This is a genomic window from Lysinibacillus telephonicus, from assembly GCF_003966145.1.
Classification (GTDB): Bacteria; Bacillota; Bacilli; order Bacillales_A; family Planococcaceae; genus Ureibacillus; species Ureibacillus telephonicus.
The window spans coordinates 1-14417 of record NZ_RXNR01000086.1 but is presented as its reverse complement, the minus strand read 5'-3'; the positions used below and the strand labels follow the sequence as shown (position 1 = coordinate 14417).

General features: G+C 33.5%; 17 protein-coding genes, 1 pseudogene and 1 riboswitch. Of the genes and pseudogenes, 9 read left to right on the top strand and 9 right to left on the bottom strand.

Annotation, left to right across the window (positions count from 1 at the left end; all coding sequences use genetic code 11):
- Positions 1 to 265: 265 nt before the first annotated feature.
- Complete coding sequence (locus EKG35_RS18565) at positions 266 to 703, bottom strand: carboxymuconolactone decarboxylase family protein (protein WP_126296032.1); 438 nt, start codon at positions 701 to 703, stop codon at positions 266 to 268.
- A 72-nt stretch (positions 704 to 775) separates the two neighbouring features.
- A complete protein-coding gene (locus EKG35_RS18560; RefSeq protein ID WP_126296031.1) occupies positions 776 to 970 on the bottom strand; it encodes a DUF6366 family protein in 195 nt (64 codons plus the stop codon).
- A 262-nt stretch (positions 971 to 1232) separates the two neighbouring features.
- On the opposite strand from EKG35_RS18560, the gene EKG35_RS18555 reads away from it, so the two are divergent.
- Together EKG35_RS18555 and EKG35_RS18550 are read left to right on the top strand one after the other, a co-directional pair.
- Positions 1233 to 2075, top strand: coding sequence for a hypothetical protein (locus EKG35_RS18555; protein ID WP_126296030.1), 843 nt, complete (start codon positions 1233 to 1235; stop codon positions 2073 to 2075).
- Positions 2076 to 2225: 150 nt separating this feature from the next.
- Positions 2226 to 2729, top strand: coding sequence for a DinB family protein (locus tag EKG35_RS18550; protein ID WP_126296029.1), 504 nt, complete (start codon positions 2226 to 2228; stop codon positions 2727 to 2729).
- A gap of 301 nt (positions 2730 to 3030) precedes the next feature.
- Here EKG35_RS18550 and EKG35_RS18545 read toward each other — a convergent pair whose 3' ends face one another.
- Positions 3031 to 3576 (bottom strand): TetR/AcrR family transcriptional regulator, encoded by a 546-nt coding sequence (locus tag EKG35_RS18545; protein WP_126296028.1) that lies wholly within the window; start codon positions 3574 to 3576, stop codon positions 3031 to 3033.
- Between the two features lie 213 nt (positions 3577 to 3789).
- On the opposite strand from EKG35_RS18545, the gene EKG35_RS18540 reads away from it, so the two are divergent.
- From EKG35_RS18540 to EKG35_RS18530, 3 genes are read left to right on the top strand one after another with little or no spacing between them, the layout of a single operon-like run.
- Positions 3790 to 4545 (top strand): carboxymuconolactone decarboxylase family protein, encoded by a 756-nt coding sequence (locus EKG35_RS18540; RefSeq protein ID WP_126296027.1) that lies wholly within the window; start codon positions 3790 to 3792, stop codon positions 4543 to 4545.
- A gap of 56 nt (positions 4546 to 4601) precedes the next feature.
- Positions 4602 to 5465 carry an aldo/keto reductase gene (locus EKG35_RS18535; RefSeq protein WP_126296026.1) on the top strand — a complete coding sequence of 288 codons (864 nt, stop codon included), beginning with the start codon at positions 4602 to 4604 and terminating at the stop codon, positions 5463 to 5465.
- Between the two features lie 37 nt (positions 5466 to 5502).
- Positions 5503 to 5910, top strand: a complete 408-nt coding sequence (locus EKG35_RS18530) for a cupin domain-containing protein (RefSeq protein ID WP_126296025.1) — start codon at positions 5503 to 5505, stop codon at positions 5908 to 5910.
- A 322-nt stretch (positions 5911 to 6232) separates the two neighbouring features.
- Here EKG35_RS18530 and EKG35_RS18525 read toward each other — a convergent pair whose 3' ends face one another.
- Together EKG35_RS18525 and EKG35_RS18520 are read right to left on the bottom strand one after the other, a co-directional pair.
- The gene (locus EKG35_RS18525; RefSeq protein ID WP_036179813.1) at positions 6233 to 6433 is read right to left on the bottom strand and encodes a cold-shock protein; all 201 of its coding nucleotides are present in this window, start codon (positions 6431 to 6433) and stop codon (positions 6233 to 6235) included.
- A gap of 255 nt (positions 6434 to 6688) precedes the next feature.
- Complete coding sequence (locus EKG35_RS18520; protein WP_126296024.1) at positions 6689 to 6961, bottom strand: DUF1033 family protein; 273 nt, start codon at positions 6959 to 6961, stop codon at positions 6689 to 6691.
- Between the two features lie 228 nt (positions 6962 to 7189).
- Between EKG35_RS18520 and EKG35_RS18515 the strand changes: the two genes are divergently transcribed.
- The 3 genes from EKG35_RS18515 to EKG35_RS18505 all read left to right on the top strand — a co-directional run bounded on the left by EKG35_RS18515 (position 7190) and on the right by EKG35_RS18505 (position 9345).
- Complete coding sequence (locus EKG35_RS18515) at positions 7190 to 7468, top strand: acylphosphatase (RefSeq protein ID WP_126296023.1); 279 nt, start codon at positions 7190 to 7192, stop codon at positions 7466 to 7468.
- A gap of 141 nt (positions 7469 to 7609) precedes the next feature.
- Positions 7610 to 8257: a 5-bromo-4-chloroindolyl phosphate hydrolysis family protein gene (locus EKG35_RS18510; RefSeq protein WP_126296022.1), complete on the top strand. Its 648-nt coding sequence runs from the start codon at positions 7610 to 7612 to the stop codon at positions 8255 to 8257.
- Complete coding sequence (locus EKG35_RS18505; RefSeq protein WP_126296021.1) at positions 8257 to 9345, top strand: toxic anion resistance protein; 1089 nt, start codon at positions 8257 to 8259, stop codon at positions 9343 to 9345. Before EKG35_RS18510 ends, EKG35_RS18505 begins: the two co-directional genes overlap by 1 nt.
- A 52-nt stretch (positions 9346 to 9397) precedes the next feature.
- Here the strand turns inward: EKG35_RS18505 and EKG35_RS18500 are convergent, their stop codons facing one another.
- From EKG35_RS18500 to EKG35_RS18485, 4 genes are all read right to left on the bottom strand, one after another.
- Positions 9398 to 9595 (bottom strand): DUF6501 family protein, encoded by a 198-nt coding sequence (locus EKG35_RS18500; RefSeq protein ID WP_126296020.1) that lies wholly within the window; start codon positions 9593 to 9595, stop codon positions 9398 to 9400.
- 339 nt (positions 9596 to 9934) lie between these two features.
- Entirely contained in the window at positions 9935 to 10669 is a 735-nt protein-coding gene (locus EKG35_RS18495) for an amino acid ABC transporter ATP-binding protein (protein WP_126296019.1), read from the bottom strand.
- Positions 10670 to 10690: 21 nt separating this feature from the next.
- Positions 10691 to 11422 (bottom strand): amino acid ABC transporter permease, encoded by a 732-nt coding sequence (locus EKG35_RS18490; protein ID WP_126296018.1) that lies wholly within the window; start codon positions 11420 to 11422, stop codon positions 10691 to 10693.
- A 275-nt stretch (positions 11423 to 11697) separates the two neighbouring features.
- Complete coding sequence (locus tag EKG35_RS18485) at positions 11698 to 12549, bottom strand: transporter substrate-binding domain-containing protein (protein ID WP_126296017.1); 852 nt, start codon at positions 12547 to 12549, stop codon at positions 11698 to 11700.
- Positions 12550 to 12650: 101 nt separating this feature from the next.
- Positions 12651 to 12837, bottom strand: a riboswitch (Lysine riboswitch).
- A 474-nt stretch (positions 12838 to 13311) separates the two neighbouring features.
- Here EKG35_RS18485 and EKG35_RS18475 point away from each other — a divergent pair.
- Positions 13312 to 14291 (top strand): annotated as a pseudogene (locus EKG35_RS18475) (alpha/beta hydrolase).
- The last annotated feature ends 126 nt before the right edge of the window (positions 14292 to 14417 follow it).

Below are 14417 nucleotides of genomic sequence, written 5' to 3'. Positions count from 1 at the left end.
GGTAGACATGGTAGGACCATCTTATCGAATATTAGACACAAAGGAATGGTTGGAAAATAGTCAGGTTTAAGTGGCTCAGTTTTTAATTAATAAATGGCTCAATTTTTACTTGCGAAATACATGAAAATTTAAATTTTGGAATTACACCAATTATGGAAGCTCGACAACTTAAAAAATCTCAAATTTGAATCTGAATCTATGATGTTTTTTAACGTAGGCTATTTTCCCCTCAATATTTAGCTAACTTAATTTAGAGGAATCATTTTTAAGTTGCTATATTTCCCATTGAAATAGAAATTCTATTCCAACTGTTAATTTGATTAATTATCAAAACAAGGTCAACATACTGTTTTTCGTCATAGTGTGCACGTACTCGTTGAAAAAGATCATCTGGAACACGTTTTGTCGGGATTAATGTGATATGCTCTGCCAATTCTAAAGCTACTTTTTCTGCTTCTGTATAGAATTCACACTCTCCCCAAGCACTAACACAGTAAATTCTTTGTTCTGTTTCACCCATTTTCCGCGCATCTGCTGTATGTATATTTATGCAATATGCACAGCCGTTAATTTGAGAAACACGAATTTTAATAAGTTCACGAAGTTTTCGATCGATTGCAGTCGTTTTCATGTATTTTTCCATATCCATCATAATTTTCATGCCATCGGGGGCAATTTCATAGTAAGAAACTCTTTGGCTCATTAAGCAAAACTCCTTTGATTTAGTAAAAAGTATTATACCCTTCAAGAACATCCGTGCCCATATGTGCGCCTTTTATTTGAAGAAAGATAAGTAGATTATGATACCTACTATTATTAAAAGGATGAGTATTCCTGTACCTTTCCACCCCATATCCCCAATTAAATCTTGAAGTCCTCCTCCACGAATACTTCCTGCCGGGTTTCTTTTTAATTCTTCTTGTCTTAGCCTTTCTCTTCTTTCTTCTGGAGTTTCTTTATCTATGTTCAATGATTACACCTCCACAAACATTTAACCATCATATTTACCTATTGAACTAACTGCCAGATCTTTAATGTTTCATAATCTTATTTACATTTTAACATAAATATCCAAATTACTTTCTCAATGTTATTCCAAAAGTTGAACTTACATAATAAAGAAGGCTAATTCTTGCAGAAGAATTGTGCTTTGATGTTGAGGAAAATAAAGGAAACTTAAAAGAAATAGCGAATCATGTTTATATACAATTAATTTCCAGGAGTGAATTTGAATGGATAATAGTATTAGAAAAATCTATGGGTCATATGAAATACCTGATGAAATTTATAAGCTATATGAATTAGAAAAAGAACTAAACGACATTGATTTATCACTTGATATGATAGGATTTCGCCCTAGCATTCATGATGATTCTTATTCAATTACCCCTCCAGATCTAATTCCTTTCGCAAACACTGGAGGCGATGGTATACATTTTGGTTTCTTGACTGATTTTGGCAGCGTACCTGCATTAACAGAAGCACCAATCGTTTGTGTAAGCCCTACAAACGATCCACCCATTCGGTATATGGCAAATAATATAAAAGAATTTTTTGATTTAGTATCGTCCGTTCCACACGCAGAAATGTTAGAAAGTATTTGGTCAAATCCTAATGAAGACTTTATCCAGGAAGTGAATTTTGAATTTTCCAGGGATATTTCCCCAGATTGGAAAGAAAAACAAACTAAGATCTCCGAATGTTTAAAAAACAAATATTTATCAAGCCAAGTGAGTATAGGTCATTACTTACAAAAGGTACAGAATGATCGTTCTAATTCCGTCTCCATTTCTACCTTGGATGGGTTAGGTGTAATAGGCAGCGAAGAAATTAATAACTCCTACAAAAAATATCAATTTGATTTTAATAAATCATTAGATGACAACGAACTAAAAAGAATGAAAGATTATTTAAATGATAGTAGTAGAATTGAAAAGCTTGCTTTTATACGCGATGCATTCTTTTCCTTCGTGTTAACTCCAGACTACGAAGAAAATCTCTTTTATTTGATTATTGAACTAATGCAATCTATGAACCTTCATGATGAAGTGCAAAGATTACGTTTAAGAGAGTAATTCGTGTTATTGAATCCAACCGCAGGATAAGGGTTGTATTAAAACAGGAAAAATTAAACTTTTTGTAAAGTTATAATCCTATTCCACTTAATGGAGAATATAATTAAACTAAAGATGTATAGAAAAAAGTTATTTTTGAGGAGGATTTTTATGTTCCAAACCTTAGAACATTTTTTGATATCTTGGAATTTTGAAGCTGATGCTACACAGAAACTACTAAATAATCTAACTGATGAATCACTTAAACAGGAAATAACATCGCAAAATTGGACTTTAGGACGTATTGCTTGGCATACGGTTACTGCTATTCGTATTATTACTTCAAATACAAACTTAACGTTCGAAGCTCCTAATAAAGATTATCCCGTACCTACTTCGGCTCATTTTATAGCGGACAGCTATCACCAAGCTAGTAGTGCATTTGTTCAGGCATTAAAAACACAATGGACTGACCATACAATGAATGAAGAAATTGAATTTTTAGGTCAACAAATTCCAAATGGTTCACTACTAATGTTTTTAATCCAACATCAAAGCCACCATCGAGGACAAATGACCGTTCTAATGCGACAGGCAGGTTTAGTTGTTCCAGGTATTTACGGTCCGTCAAAAGAAGAATGGGCTAAATTTGGTATGGAAGCCCCACAAATGTAGTTCAACAAAACAAGCCCAAATATTAAAATTTCTTTAATGTTTAATTTGTACCCAAAAGTTATTGAATCTATTTTAATATGCTTTTTTAAGATAGATTCCTTTCTTTTATAAGATGTTACTGATTATGACTATTATTATAGAGTGTTATTTAATATGGAAGATAAAGCAAATCACTACCTTAATATTATCAACGGTATGATCCAATAAAAAATGAACAAGCTGATTTTCTTTTGAACAATCAGCTTGTTTTAAATCGTTAAAAGAATACCCCCACACTTTAGCTAAAGTTTTTAGAGACCTTTTATAGATTCCTATCCAATAATATCCCCACTTGTTCTGCCACGACCTCAGTTGGTTCAGATAACCCATTATTGAACCACGCTTCTACTATCTCTACTATGGCTGCTCCAAAAAATTTAAGAATTAAATCCTTGCTTAAACCTTGATTTTTACCCTCGGTTACATTAACGTCGCTCTTTAATTCTTCAATGACAAAGTCTAAGAAGCGACTTCGAAACAAAGGGGCTCCTTTACTTGTTAACATGGTTGAAAAGAAAGTATAATTGCGTTCAAAATATTCAAACCAAATGAGGTTTCCCTCAGTATAACTTAATTCAGATGCTGATTGACACAGTATCCTTAATTCATTGATATGTTCTTCGATAAGTTTATCCAATAAGTCATATTTATCCAAATAATGAAGATAAATAGTTCTACGGCCAACATTTGCTCTGTCGGAAATATCCTGCATAGTTATTTCATCCAAATTTTTTTCAGACATCAGTTCAGTAAAAGCATTTTTTATTCCTTCCTGAGTTTTAATTATTCTTCTATCTACCTTAGTCATAACGAGAATCACCAAATTTCCTTATAATAATGCTCAATTTTAATGAAAATGTGTATAAATACACGAATCGTAAGCAATTGGTCATTGAAGACATACTCTTTCCTTTTATAATTATACACATATGAGTATTAATGCATATATGTAATTTTTCATACTTTAATGTCTATCCTCGAAACATCTTAAAGTATTTGAAATCGAACAGGAGGTTTGTTTATGGATCGTATTGAAAAGAGCAAGGAAAAGTTCAGTCAGCTATTTGGAGAGGAAGCAACTGGCGTACATAATACAGATCCTGATTTTCAGGAAATCCTGAACCACTTTATTTTTGGGGAAGTTTTTTATCAAGGTAATCTTGATGACAAACTTCGTGAGTTAATCACTTTAGTAGTACTCACTGTCAATCAAACATTGCCGCAGCTTAAAGCACATGTATACGCTGCGTTGAATGTTGGACTGACACCGGTAGAGATTAAAGAAGCTGTATACCAATGTGCTCCATATATTGGGTTTGCAAAAACTTTAAATGCTATTAATGAAGTCAATGAAGTTTATAAAGCGGAAAATATCGCTTTACCAACTAAAAGTCAAAAATCGGTAGATGAAGGTAATCGTTTTGAAAAAGGGCTAGCAGTTCAGGTAGAAATTTTTGGTGAAGTAATTGCAAAAATGCGGGAAAATGCTCCGGCAAATCAAAAGCATATCCAGGACTATCTTTCTGCTTTCTGTTTTGGAGATTTCTATACCCGTGGTGGACTTGATTTGAAGACACGTGAGTTGTTGACACTTTGTATCGTGAGTGCATTAGGTGGTGCAGAAGGTCAAGTGAAGGCTCATGTTCAGGGTAACGTAAATGTGGACAATGACAAAGAACTATTGATTACAGCCATTACCCACTGTCTCCCATATATGGGGTTTCCAAGAACACTTAATGCATTAGCTTGTGTCAATGAAATTAATCCTGAAAATTAAGAATTGAAAATGACAATGTATTATAAAAAATTAAACAATGCAAAGGAGACAAAAATATGTTTAATGAAGTTACTAAATTATCAAATGGTGTAGAGATTCCTAAGTTAGGTCTTGGTACATGGCTGCTTGACGACGCACAGACAGCACAGGCAGTTCGTGATGCAGTAGCTATTGGATATCGTCATATTGATACCGCTCAGGCTTATATGAATGAAGCTGGTGTTGGTGAAGGAATCCGTTCTTGCGGAGTCGCAAGAGAAGAACTTTTCATCACGACAAAGGTAGCTGCGGAAGCTAAGACCTATGACGCAGTTACGCAGTCCATTAATGATTCTTTAGCAAAGATGGGATTAGATTACATTGACCTTCTGATTATCCACAGCCCACAGCCTTGGAATGAATTCCGTGAAGAGAATCGTTACTTTGATGAAAACAAAGAAGTATGGAAAGCAATGGAGGATTCATATAAAACAGGAAAGGTAAAGGCAATCGGTCTTTCCAACTTCCTACAAGACGATATAGAGAATATTCTTGAAAGCTGTGAAATCAAGCCTATGGTAAATCAAATATTAGTACATGTGAGTAATACTCCGTTTGAACTAATTGAATATTGCCAGAATAAAGACATACTTGTAGAAGCATATTCTCCAATTGCACACGGTGCGGTTCTTGATAATGCAGAGGTTAAATTAATAGCTGATAAGTATGGTGTATCTGTTGCTCAGCTTTGCCTACGTTATGATATCCAACTTGGTCTTGTAGTAATTCCTAAGACAGCAAAACCAGAACATATGAGAAACAATGCAGAGCTCGAATTTATTATTAGCGATTCAGATATGCAGACTCTAAATAATATAGAACGCATTCAGGATTATGGTGAGCATAGTTTCTTCCCGGTATTTGGTGGGAAATTAAAATAATTAGGTCATCAATTGGAAGTTAATTGGAGGAATGAAAATGGCAAAGCATGAAGAACTAAAAAATGGCGTTATTTTCCCAATCGGAGAAAAAAATGAAGCATTTGCACAATATTTTGTAGGGCAAAGTTATCTTAAAACATTAATTGCGGATTCAAAGGTAAATGTTGGTGTTGGAAATGTAACCTTTGAACCGGGCTGCAGCAATAACTGGCATATCCATCGTGATGGATTCCAACTTTTATTAGTAACTGGTGGCGAAGGTTGGTATCAGGAAGAAGGAAAACCTGCACAATTCTTAAAAGCTGGTGATGTTATTGTCACTCATGACGGTGTAAAACACTGGCATGGTGCTACAAAAGACAGCTGGTTTGAACACATTGCCATCACTGCAGGTACGCCTGTATGGTTAGAACCTGTTGATGATGAGACGTATAATAAATTATAAAACAACGCATCGAATCAATTGATTCGATGCGTTTACTTATTAGCAATGGGCGATTCAAAGAAAAGTGAGGAAACTTCCAAATCTCCCCTGCTGCTTGGGCGTTATCTACTTTTCTCACCTTAAAGTGAATTACTGTTTTTTCTTGCATTTAAAATTATATTATTAATTTTTCTTTTCGTAATATTTTAGTTTACATAATAATAATATAGTTAAATTGAAATCCAATATATTTAAATTGAATCTAATAGTTGTTAAAACAAAAAGAGACATCCCTAAAAAAGGATGTCTCGGATTAACGAATGAAGTTTTAATTAGCAATTAATTAAAGTTTAACAACGTTAGCAGCTTGTGGTCCGCGGTTGCCATCTACAACTTCGAATTCCACTTTTTGACCTTCGTCAAGAGTTTTAAAACCTTCGCCTTGGATAGCTGAGAAGTGTACGAATACGTCGTTTTCACCTTCAACTTCGATGAATCCAAAACCTTTTTCTGAGTTAAACCATTTTACTGTACCTTGTTTCATTTAAGAAAACCTCCAAAAAAATAAATGTTAACAATATGTGATTGTTTACCGAAATAAAAATTCACATATTACGAAGAGTACCGACTGTAACACCGATCACTCTTTGTAATATGTGAATCATTTGTACCCGGTCAAGCAATTTTATTGTTACTCTTAGTATACCATCATATTACAATTTGTCAAACACTTTATACAACCTTTTTTATAATTTTCTCTTATTTCTGTAAATTGATCGGTCTTACTATAGTATATTCCCTATTTTTCAATAATTATACCGTGATAAATTTGTAAATCATCATCACACGCTTCACAAAATTCGCATTCAGCATCTGTCCAAAATGCATAATACTTATCTTCTCTACTCGCTTCGTGTTCATATTTAGCACGAAATTTTTCTAAAATGGTATTTAAACCATCATTTAATTGCTCTTCTGTTTCATACTCATTTATAGATACAATGTTAGATTCCCAACCCTCGAATTGCCACCATGGTTCATAATCAGCTTTCATATATATTAATTTAAACATATAGCCACATATCCTTTCTTCAATATGTATTTTAGATAAAGACTATTTAATTGTCTATTTATACATTCTCGTATATTCTAAAATTACAGTATCTGTTAAACATTAAAAAAGCTAAATATCCCTATTATAGTTCCAATATAATACAATAACAATAAAAAAATTGTTTGTATTTGTTAAAGATTTTCTCTATTTTTAATGATTTACTTTAATTAAAAGGAGGATATTTTAATGAAACGAGCACATATTATTTTTTTCGGTGATGTTACGGGTACTGGCTACCGTTTTTTTATTAAACAAAAAGCAATTGAGCTCGGTTTAAAAGGATATTGTAAAATAAATCACCATAAACAAATTGAACTTGAAATTGAAGGAAAAAATAATTCTATCGATGAATTTTTGAAATTTGTTGAAAAAGGAGTAAGTTTACAAGCTAAATCAAATTCATTTACAGTTGAAATTTATGATGATCTAAAAGGATTTATTACGATGGATTCGGATATAGTATAACCTAGTTCTGTTCTACTTTTTGGTTATATTTATTTAAAGAAGCGTGAAAAAATTGTAAGATTTGAACTAGAAATCAACATTATAATGAAACTTTTTACCACAAATATACGTATTAGAAATATACAACTAGGAGGTACGAATATGCTTGGAGCTATGAATTTTATTACTCGACATGCACTTAACTTTTTATTTAGTTTTACAGTATTCGTTGTAACAATTATTAATTTTGAACTTGGCATTATTTTCGTGCCGATTATCACCCTTGCGACTTACTTTATTAGTAATAAGACGATAAAGGCAGTTCAAAAAATGAAAAAATCGAAAGAGCTAGGGCTTACACGCTCCGAATATAAACATATTGAAGCTCAGCTAAAAATTGCAAAAGGCCATGTGAATTCTTTAACTCAGCAATATGTTCGTGTTCGTTCTATTAGCTCTTTTAAATTATTAAATGAAATGACAAAACTTTCGAAACGAATCATTAATATCGTTCAGGCGAATCCACAAAAATTTTATTCTGTGGAAGATTTCTTCTACTCCCATTTACAATCTGCTGTTCAGTTAACAACTACGTATTCAATGTTAACACAGCAGCAACTAAAGGATATCGATGTTCATTTGGCATTAGAAGATACTCGTAAAACGTTAAAAGAGCTGCATGGAACAATGGAAGCAGACTTAAGATTAGCTCTTGAATCTGATTTAGAGTCTCTAAAAATTGAACTTGATTATGTAAAACACGAAAATGAAAAAAAACGTCAGCAAATTGAACTTTGGGGTGGCAAGTAATGACAGAAAATAAGAGCTCAAACAAATCCTTTGAAAACGCTTTAAACAAGGAGAGCTCTTTTTTTGTTAAAACAACATCTCCTACTTTCGCTGCGTTGAAATCCGAGCAACAATCGCATGCATTAATGCTCGCCAGTAAACTTGATATCTCTGATTATGAAAACGTTCTTCAATTTGGAGCAGAAGTCCAGCAAACATTAAAAAATTTTACACATAATATGCTTGTTACTGTTCAAAGAAATGATACTTCCCCAATTCGTGAGATACTTAATAAATTAATGGAGCAATTAGAACAAATTAATCCTGAAGATTTAATTGAAAATAAGAAAGGTTTTTTCAGCAATATTTTTAAACGCCAAAAGTCATCTATTCAAGAACTGATTTCACAATATAACCGCCTCAGCAAACATATTGATAGATTAAGCATTCAATTACAACATGCGCAAAAAGGGCTTTTAGCTGACTTAAATATGCTCAATGAAATGTATCAATTAAATGAAGATTATTTCCATAATATCAACATTTATATCGCTGCTGGTGAATTGAAAAAGCAAGATTTATTAAATAATGTGCTGCCTCAAGTGGAACAATCAGTTGTCGAATCAAAAAATCTAATGGACAAACAACGTCTAGTTGACTTAAAAAATTCAATTGAATGGTTAGATAAACGACTATATGATTTGCAAATATCACGTGAAATTGCTATTCAAGCAGCACCACAGATTAGGCTTATCCAACATACAAATCAAATGTTAGTAGAAAAAATCCAAGCATCCGTAATGTCAACAATTCCATTATGGCAATCACAAATATCGATGCTCATTCAAATTAACAATCAAAGACGTGCAAATATGGCAAGTGGGCGTTTGATGGAAGCCCATGATAGTATGATGAAAAAGAACGCAAAAATGATAGAAGCTACAGCAGCTGATTCGAAAAAATACAAAACCCTAACACATGAAGATATTGATTCATTTAAAGAAACACAATTACAACTAATTGAATCTATTGAGGATACTTTACGTGTACAAGCAAAAAGCAACGAACAACAAGCTTTTATTGAAGCAAACATTACACATTTTAAATAAAGAAATAAAAAAAGACGCAATGACTCAAAATTGAGTATGCGTCTTATATTTTCTATTCAAAATAATCTTTATAATAACCACCGACGTTTCCTGTGTTGTCGATTACAAAAAGAAACTCTTCAGTTTCATTTTTCACTTCATATTCTTTTCCAACAGTTAAGACATTTGAAACTAAATATTTTTCAGCATTTGTGTTTACACACTTAACTTTACGAATTGTTGGAGCATCTTTCCATTTTAAATTCAACATACAATTAACCTCACTTTAAACTTTGTATCATGTCGTTTTATTATATACGATTTCAGCTTTTTTGTGGAAATAAATCTAATATTTCACCAAATGTTATTTACTGTTTTTTTCATTACTATATAATGATACCATATATTTAAAAGGAGTGTTTACATATGCCCATGTCCTTCGGCGGCGTTCCAATGTGGTTTTTTATAATTGCTATCATTTTTGCAATTGTATTCATTGTTATATCAGAATGGAATTCAAGAAGTTAACCATTCTATAGTTCATATCAACTTAAGGTTAATTTATTATAAAAAAGATAAATCCCATTATATTGGAATTTATCTTTTGAAATTATTTTAGAGTACGTTTTAAAAACTCTTTCGTTCTATCATGTTTTGGATTTACAAGCACCTGATCAGGATGCCCTTCTTCAACGATAACCCCTTTATCCATAAAGACAATTCGGTCGGAAACTTCTCGTGCAAATTCCATTTCATGCGTTACAATTAGCATTGTATTCCCTTCATCTGCTAGTTTACGCATTACTTTTAACACTTCCCCTACCATTTCTGGATCTAGTGCTGAAGTAGGTTCGTCAAATAACATTACTTCTGGATCCATTGCAAGAGCTCTAGCTATTGCTACTCGCTGTTTTTGACCACCAGATAGCTGTCTTGGCTTTGCATTAATATACTGGTCCATCCCAACAATTTTTAAGTATTTTAACGCATTTTGTTTTGCTTCTTCCTTAGAGCGTTTTAATACCTTTTGTTGTCCAACCATACAATTTTTTAGCACATTATGATTATCAAACAAATTAAACTGCTGGAACACCATTCCTAAGTGTGTACGATATTTTTTAATATCATGTTTTTCATTTAGAATATTTTCGCCATTGTATATAATTTCTCCACCACTTGGCACCTCTAAGAGATTAATACAACGTAATAATGTTGACTTCCCTGAACCTGAAGAACCGATTAGACAAACGACTTCCCCTTTATTCACTGTAAAGTTTACATCGCGCAGTACTTCATGATTGCCAAATGATTTATTCAAATGTTTGATTTCAATTACTTTTTCCATCATTTTTATCTCCTTACGCGATTAAAGCATTTGTTCTTCTCTTCGTTGTTCTACTTTGTATGCATCCTGACCATCCATCTTCTTTTCGATAATGCGCAAGATTCGAGATGCAACAAATGTCATAATTAAATACATAATACATGTAATCACATATGATTCTGCAAAACGGAAATTCGCTCCAGCGATTGATTTCGTAGTAAAGAATAATTCAGTAACACTAATAACACTTAACACTGCCGAGTCTTTAATGTTCATAATTAATTGGTTCCCTGTAGCGGGAAGAATATTGCGGAATACTTGAGGTAAAACGATATGAATCATTGTTTGCAAGTGACTCATTCCAATCGCCTCAGCTGCCTCGTACTGCCCTTTATCAATAGACACAATTCCCCCACGGACATATTCAGCCATATATGCACCCGTATTTAAACCTACAACAACGATTGCTGCAACAAAGCGATCCATTTCATATCCATAAGAAGCGATACCATAGAATACAACCATTGCTTGTACAATCATTGGTGTACCACGGAAGATTTCAACGTAAACAGTTAATAGGAAGCTAAAGATTTTTAAGATAATTGACTTAAACGACCTTTTACGAAGAGGAATTGTATGCATAACACCAATAAATAATCCGATAAGAGCACCAATAATTGTACTAATAATTGCTATTAGCAACGTCATATATGCGCCACGTAAATAACTTGGCCAATTCTCTTGTAGAATTGAGAGTATTATATCAAAACTCATAAATATCCTCCTAAACTAATACACAACGAATGTTGTTAAGAAAAGCGTAAGCGCCCCGCTTAGCCCCGAAAAGCGCTGGAGGGACCTGACAAGTGTGCTTGCACCTGTTGCTTCGCTTTCGGTGCAGAATAAAATTTGCACACGTGGGAAGGTGCAGACCGCAACCTCGAGGGGCTAGGCGCTGGAGCTAGACATCTTCAAAAGTTTTTATACTTTCTTATTAAGTAAAAAAGTTATCACTGGCCTAAAAATAGACCAGTGATAAGTTCACTGCGTTATTGAGCAGCAGGTTGGTTAGCAATTGCTTGATCCATAATTTCTTGACGTTCTTCTTCAGAAATTCCAGCTAACACTTCGTTAATTTTTGCTAAGCTTTCATCACCTTTGCGTAAACCAATAGCAACTGAAACATCTGCTGGATCTACTTCAAAACCTTCTTCAAGTTCTACAAAAGTAAAGTTTTCATTTGCAGCAGTAGATGAAACAGCCTCTGGTCGTTCAGCAACATAACCATCAATTACACCTGATTCTAAAGCAACACGCATATGAGAAAAACTTTCCATAGCAGTTTCTTTTTGAACATTAGGAATTTGATCGATTACAGCATAATTTGTTGTGTTTAACTGAGAAGTGATTTTAGCTCCTGCAAAATCATCTAAACTTTTAGCTTCTGCATATTTGCTATCTGCTTTTGTAACAATAACGAAATTACTAGTATAATAGTTTTCAGTGAAATCAATTACTTCAGCACGTTCTGGAGTCGGACTCATACCAGCTATAATCGCATCGATAACATTTGATTCTAATGCAGGTAATAAACCGTCCCATTCAGTTTTTACAATTACTAATTCTTTACCTAAAGCATCTGCTACACGTTTAGCGATTTCAACATCATAACCGCCGGCATATTCTTCTGAACCTTGAATTTTAACAGCGCCGTTCGAATCATCTTGTTGAGTCCAGTTGAACGGTGGGTAAGCTGCTTCTAAACCAACTTTCAAAACCTCTTTTTCTTCTGTTGAATCAGAAGATGATGCAGTATTTCCTTCTTCTTCTGAAGTACCACACGCTGCAAGAACCATAATCGCAAATAGTGCAGTTATTAAAAGTTTTAGCTTTTTTGACATATCCATCTCTCCTTACTTATCATCTACTAAGGTATACAAAAAGCGACCTAAGATGAACTCAGGTCGCCTATATACAATAGCCCAAATCCTCTTTCGTTCCCGTTTGAGATAGCACACCTCAGTTGGTTTGGGAGAACCAGCTGAGACAGTCCTGCAGTTATTCACTGCAGACCCAGCATGAAGTAGTGAGCCTACTTTCATACTTCGGCGATATTTCCTTCTTTCTTAGATCATTGTTCGCTCTATACTCCCTAAGAAACTAATAAATAACGCACCTCTACCTCACTCGTAAACGTGAGGCATTCATATTAAATTTCTATTAAAATAGTACTATAGGAATAAGATGATGTCAACACGCATTTTTTAGACAATAGCATTTTACTAAAAGTCCCAATTTAAAGTAAATCTAAGTAATTATACTGCTAACCTATTTAGATTTTAATAAATACAATACAGAAAAATAAGTAGTTTTCTAAGTTTTTTTCAATTGACCGTTACAACAAAGCAGCTTTCTTTTTAATAATATAGGTCTTCTGAATAAACCTTTTCCCAAAATCATTAATACATATACTCATTCAAAAAAATAAGGCTTCATTTTATTGTTATAATCTAGATTCTTTTTAGATTGAATGCAACCTATTTGATAAGTTACAAGAATGTCTTAGTTAGGACAAACATATAATCTAATAGATAATTATGTCTTTGGCATAATTGCGTTAGACAAGAGTTTAACTATCAATTATTTTGAAAGGAGATTTGTTAATGCGTAATCGCGAAAGAGTAATACCAGAGCTATTGGAAGTACTGGACAATTTTCCGGAACTAAGTTTGGAACAAGAAATAATACCACAAGTAAGAGAGGCTATGAAGAATGGAAATGAGCCTGTTGATCAAACTGATGTTTCAATCGAAGTTATTGCAATTCAGCATATGATAACGAAGAAATTAATGTGCGAGTTTATAAACCTAGAAAATTAAATGGTGATTTACCTGGTTTATTATGGATTCACGGTGGTGGTTATGTCTTAGGTGCAGCGGAATCTGACGACGCACTATGTGTAAGATATGTAAAGGATATAGGCTGCATCGTTGTCTCAGTAGATTATCGTTTAGCACCAGAGCATTCATACCCAACACCTCTCGAAGATTGTTATAGTGCATTATGCTGGATGGTAAATAATGCTGAACTATTATCTATAGATATTAATAAAATTGCTGTTGCTGGTAACAGTGCAGGCGGTGGGTTGACTGCTGCATTGACTTTACTTGCTAGAGATCGAAAGTTTCCGAAAGTACATGTTCAATTGCCTTTATATCCAATGATTGATGATTCAAATAATACACCATCCGCCAACGAAATTACAGAAGGCATGATCTGGAATCAACAATTGAACGATTTGGGTTGGAAATTATATTTAGGTAAATTATACGGGTCTGATAATATTCCACCTTATGCGGCTCCAGCAAGGGCAACAGATTATTCCAATTTACCATACACATATACCTTTATAGGCCAATTGGATCCTTTCAGAGATGAAACATTAACATATGTTACAAAATTAGCTCAAGCTGGTGTTGATGTTGAATTCCATTTGTATCCTGGCGCTTATCACGCATTTGAAAGTTTAAATCCACATTCATCTGTTGCACAATATGCAATGAACGAGTATATAAATGCAATTAAAATTGGATTTGATCGAATTTCAGGTAGTTTAAAAGAAGCGAAAGAAACGACAGCTTAAAAATCGGTTCTATGTCAAATGTTGGGGTGAAGTGATATTACACGGCACCCCGATTATCCTAAATGAACCCCAATTTTCTTATATAAATTATTTAATAAAATTTTCGCTTTAAAGTGTTCATAGCTT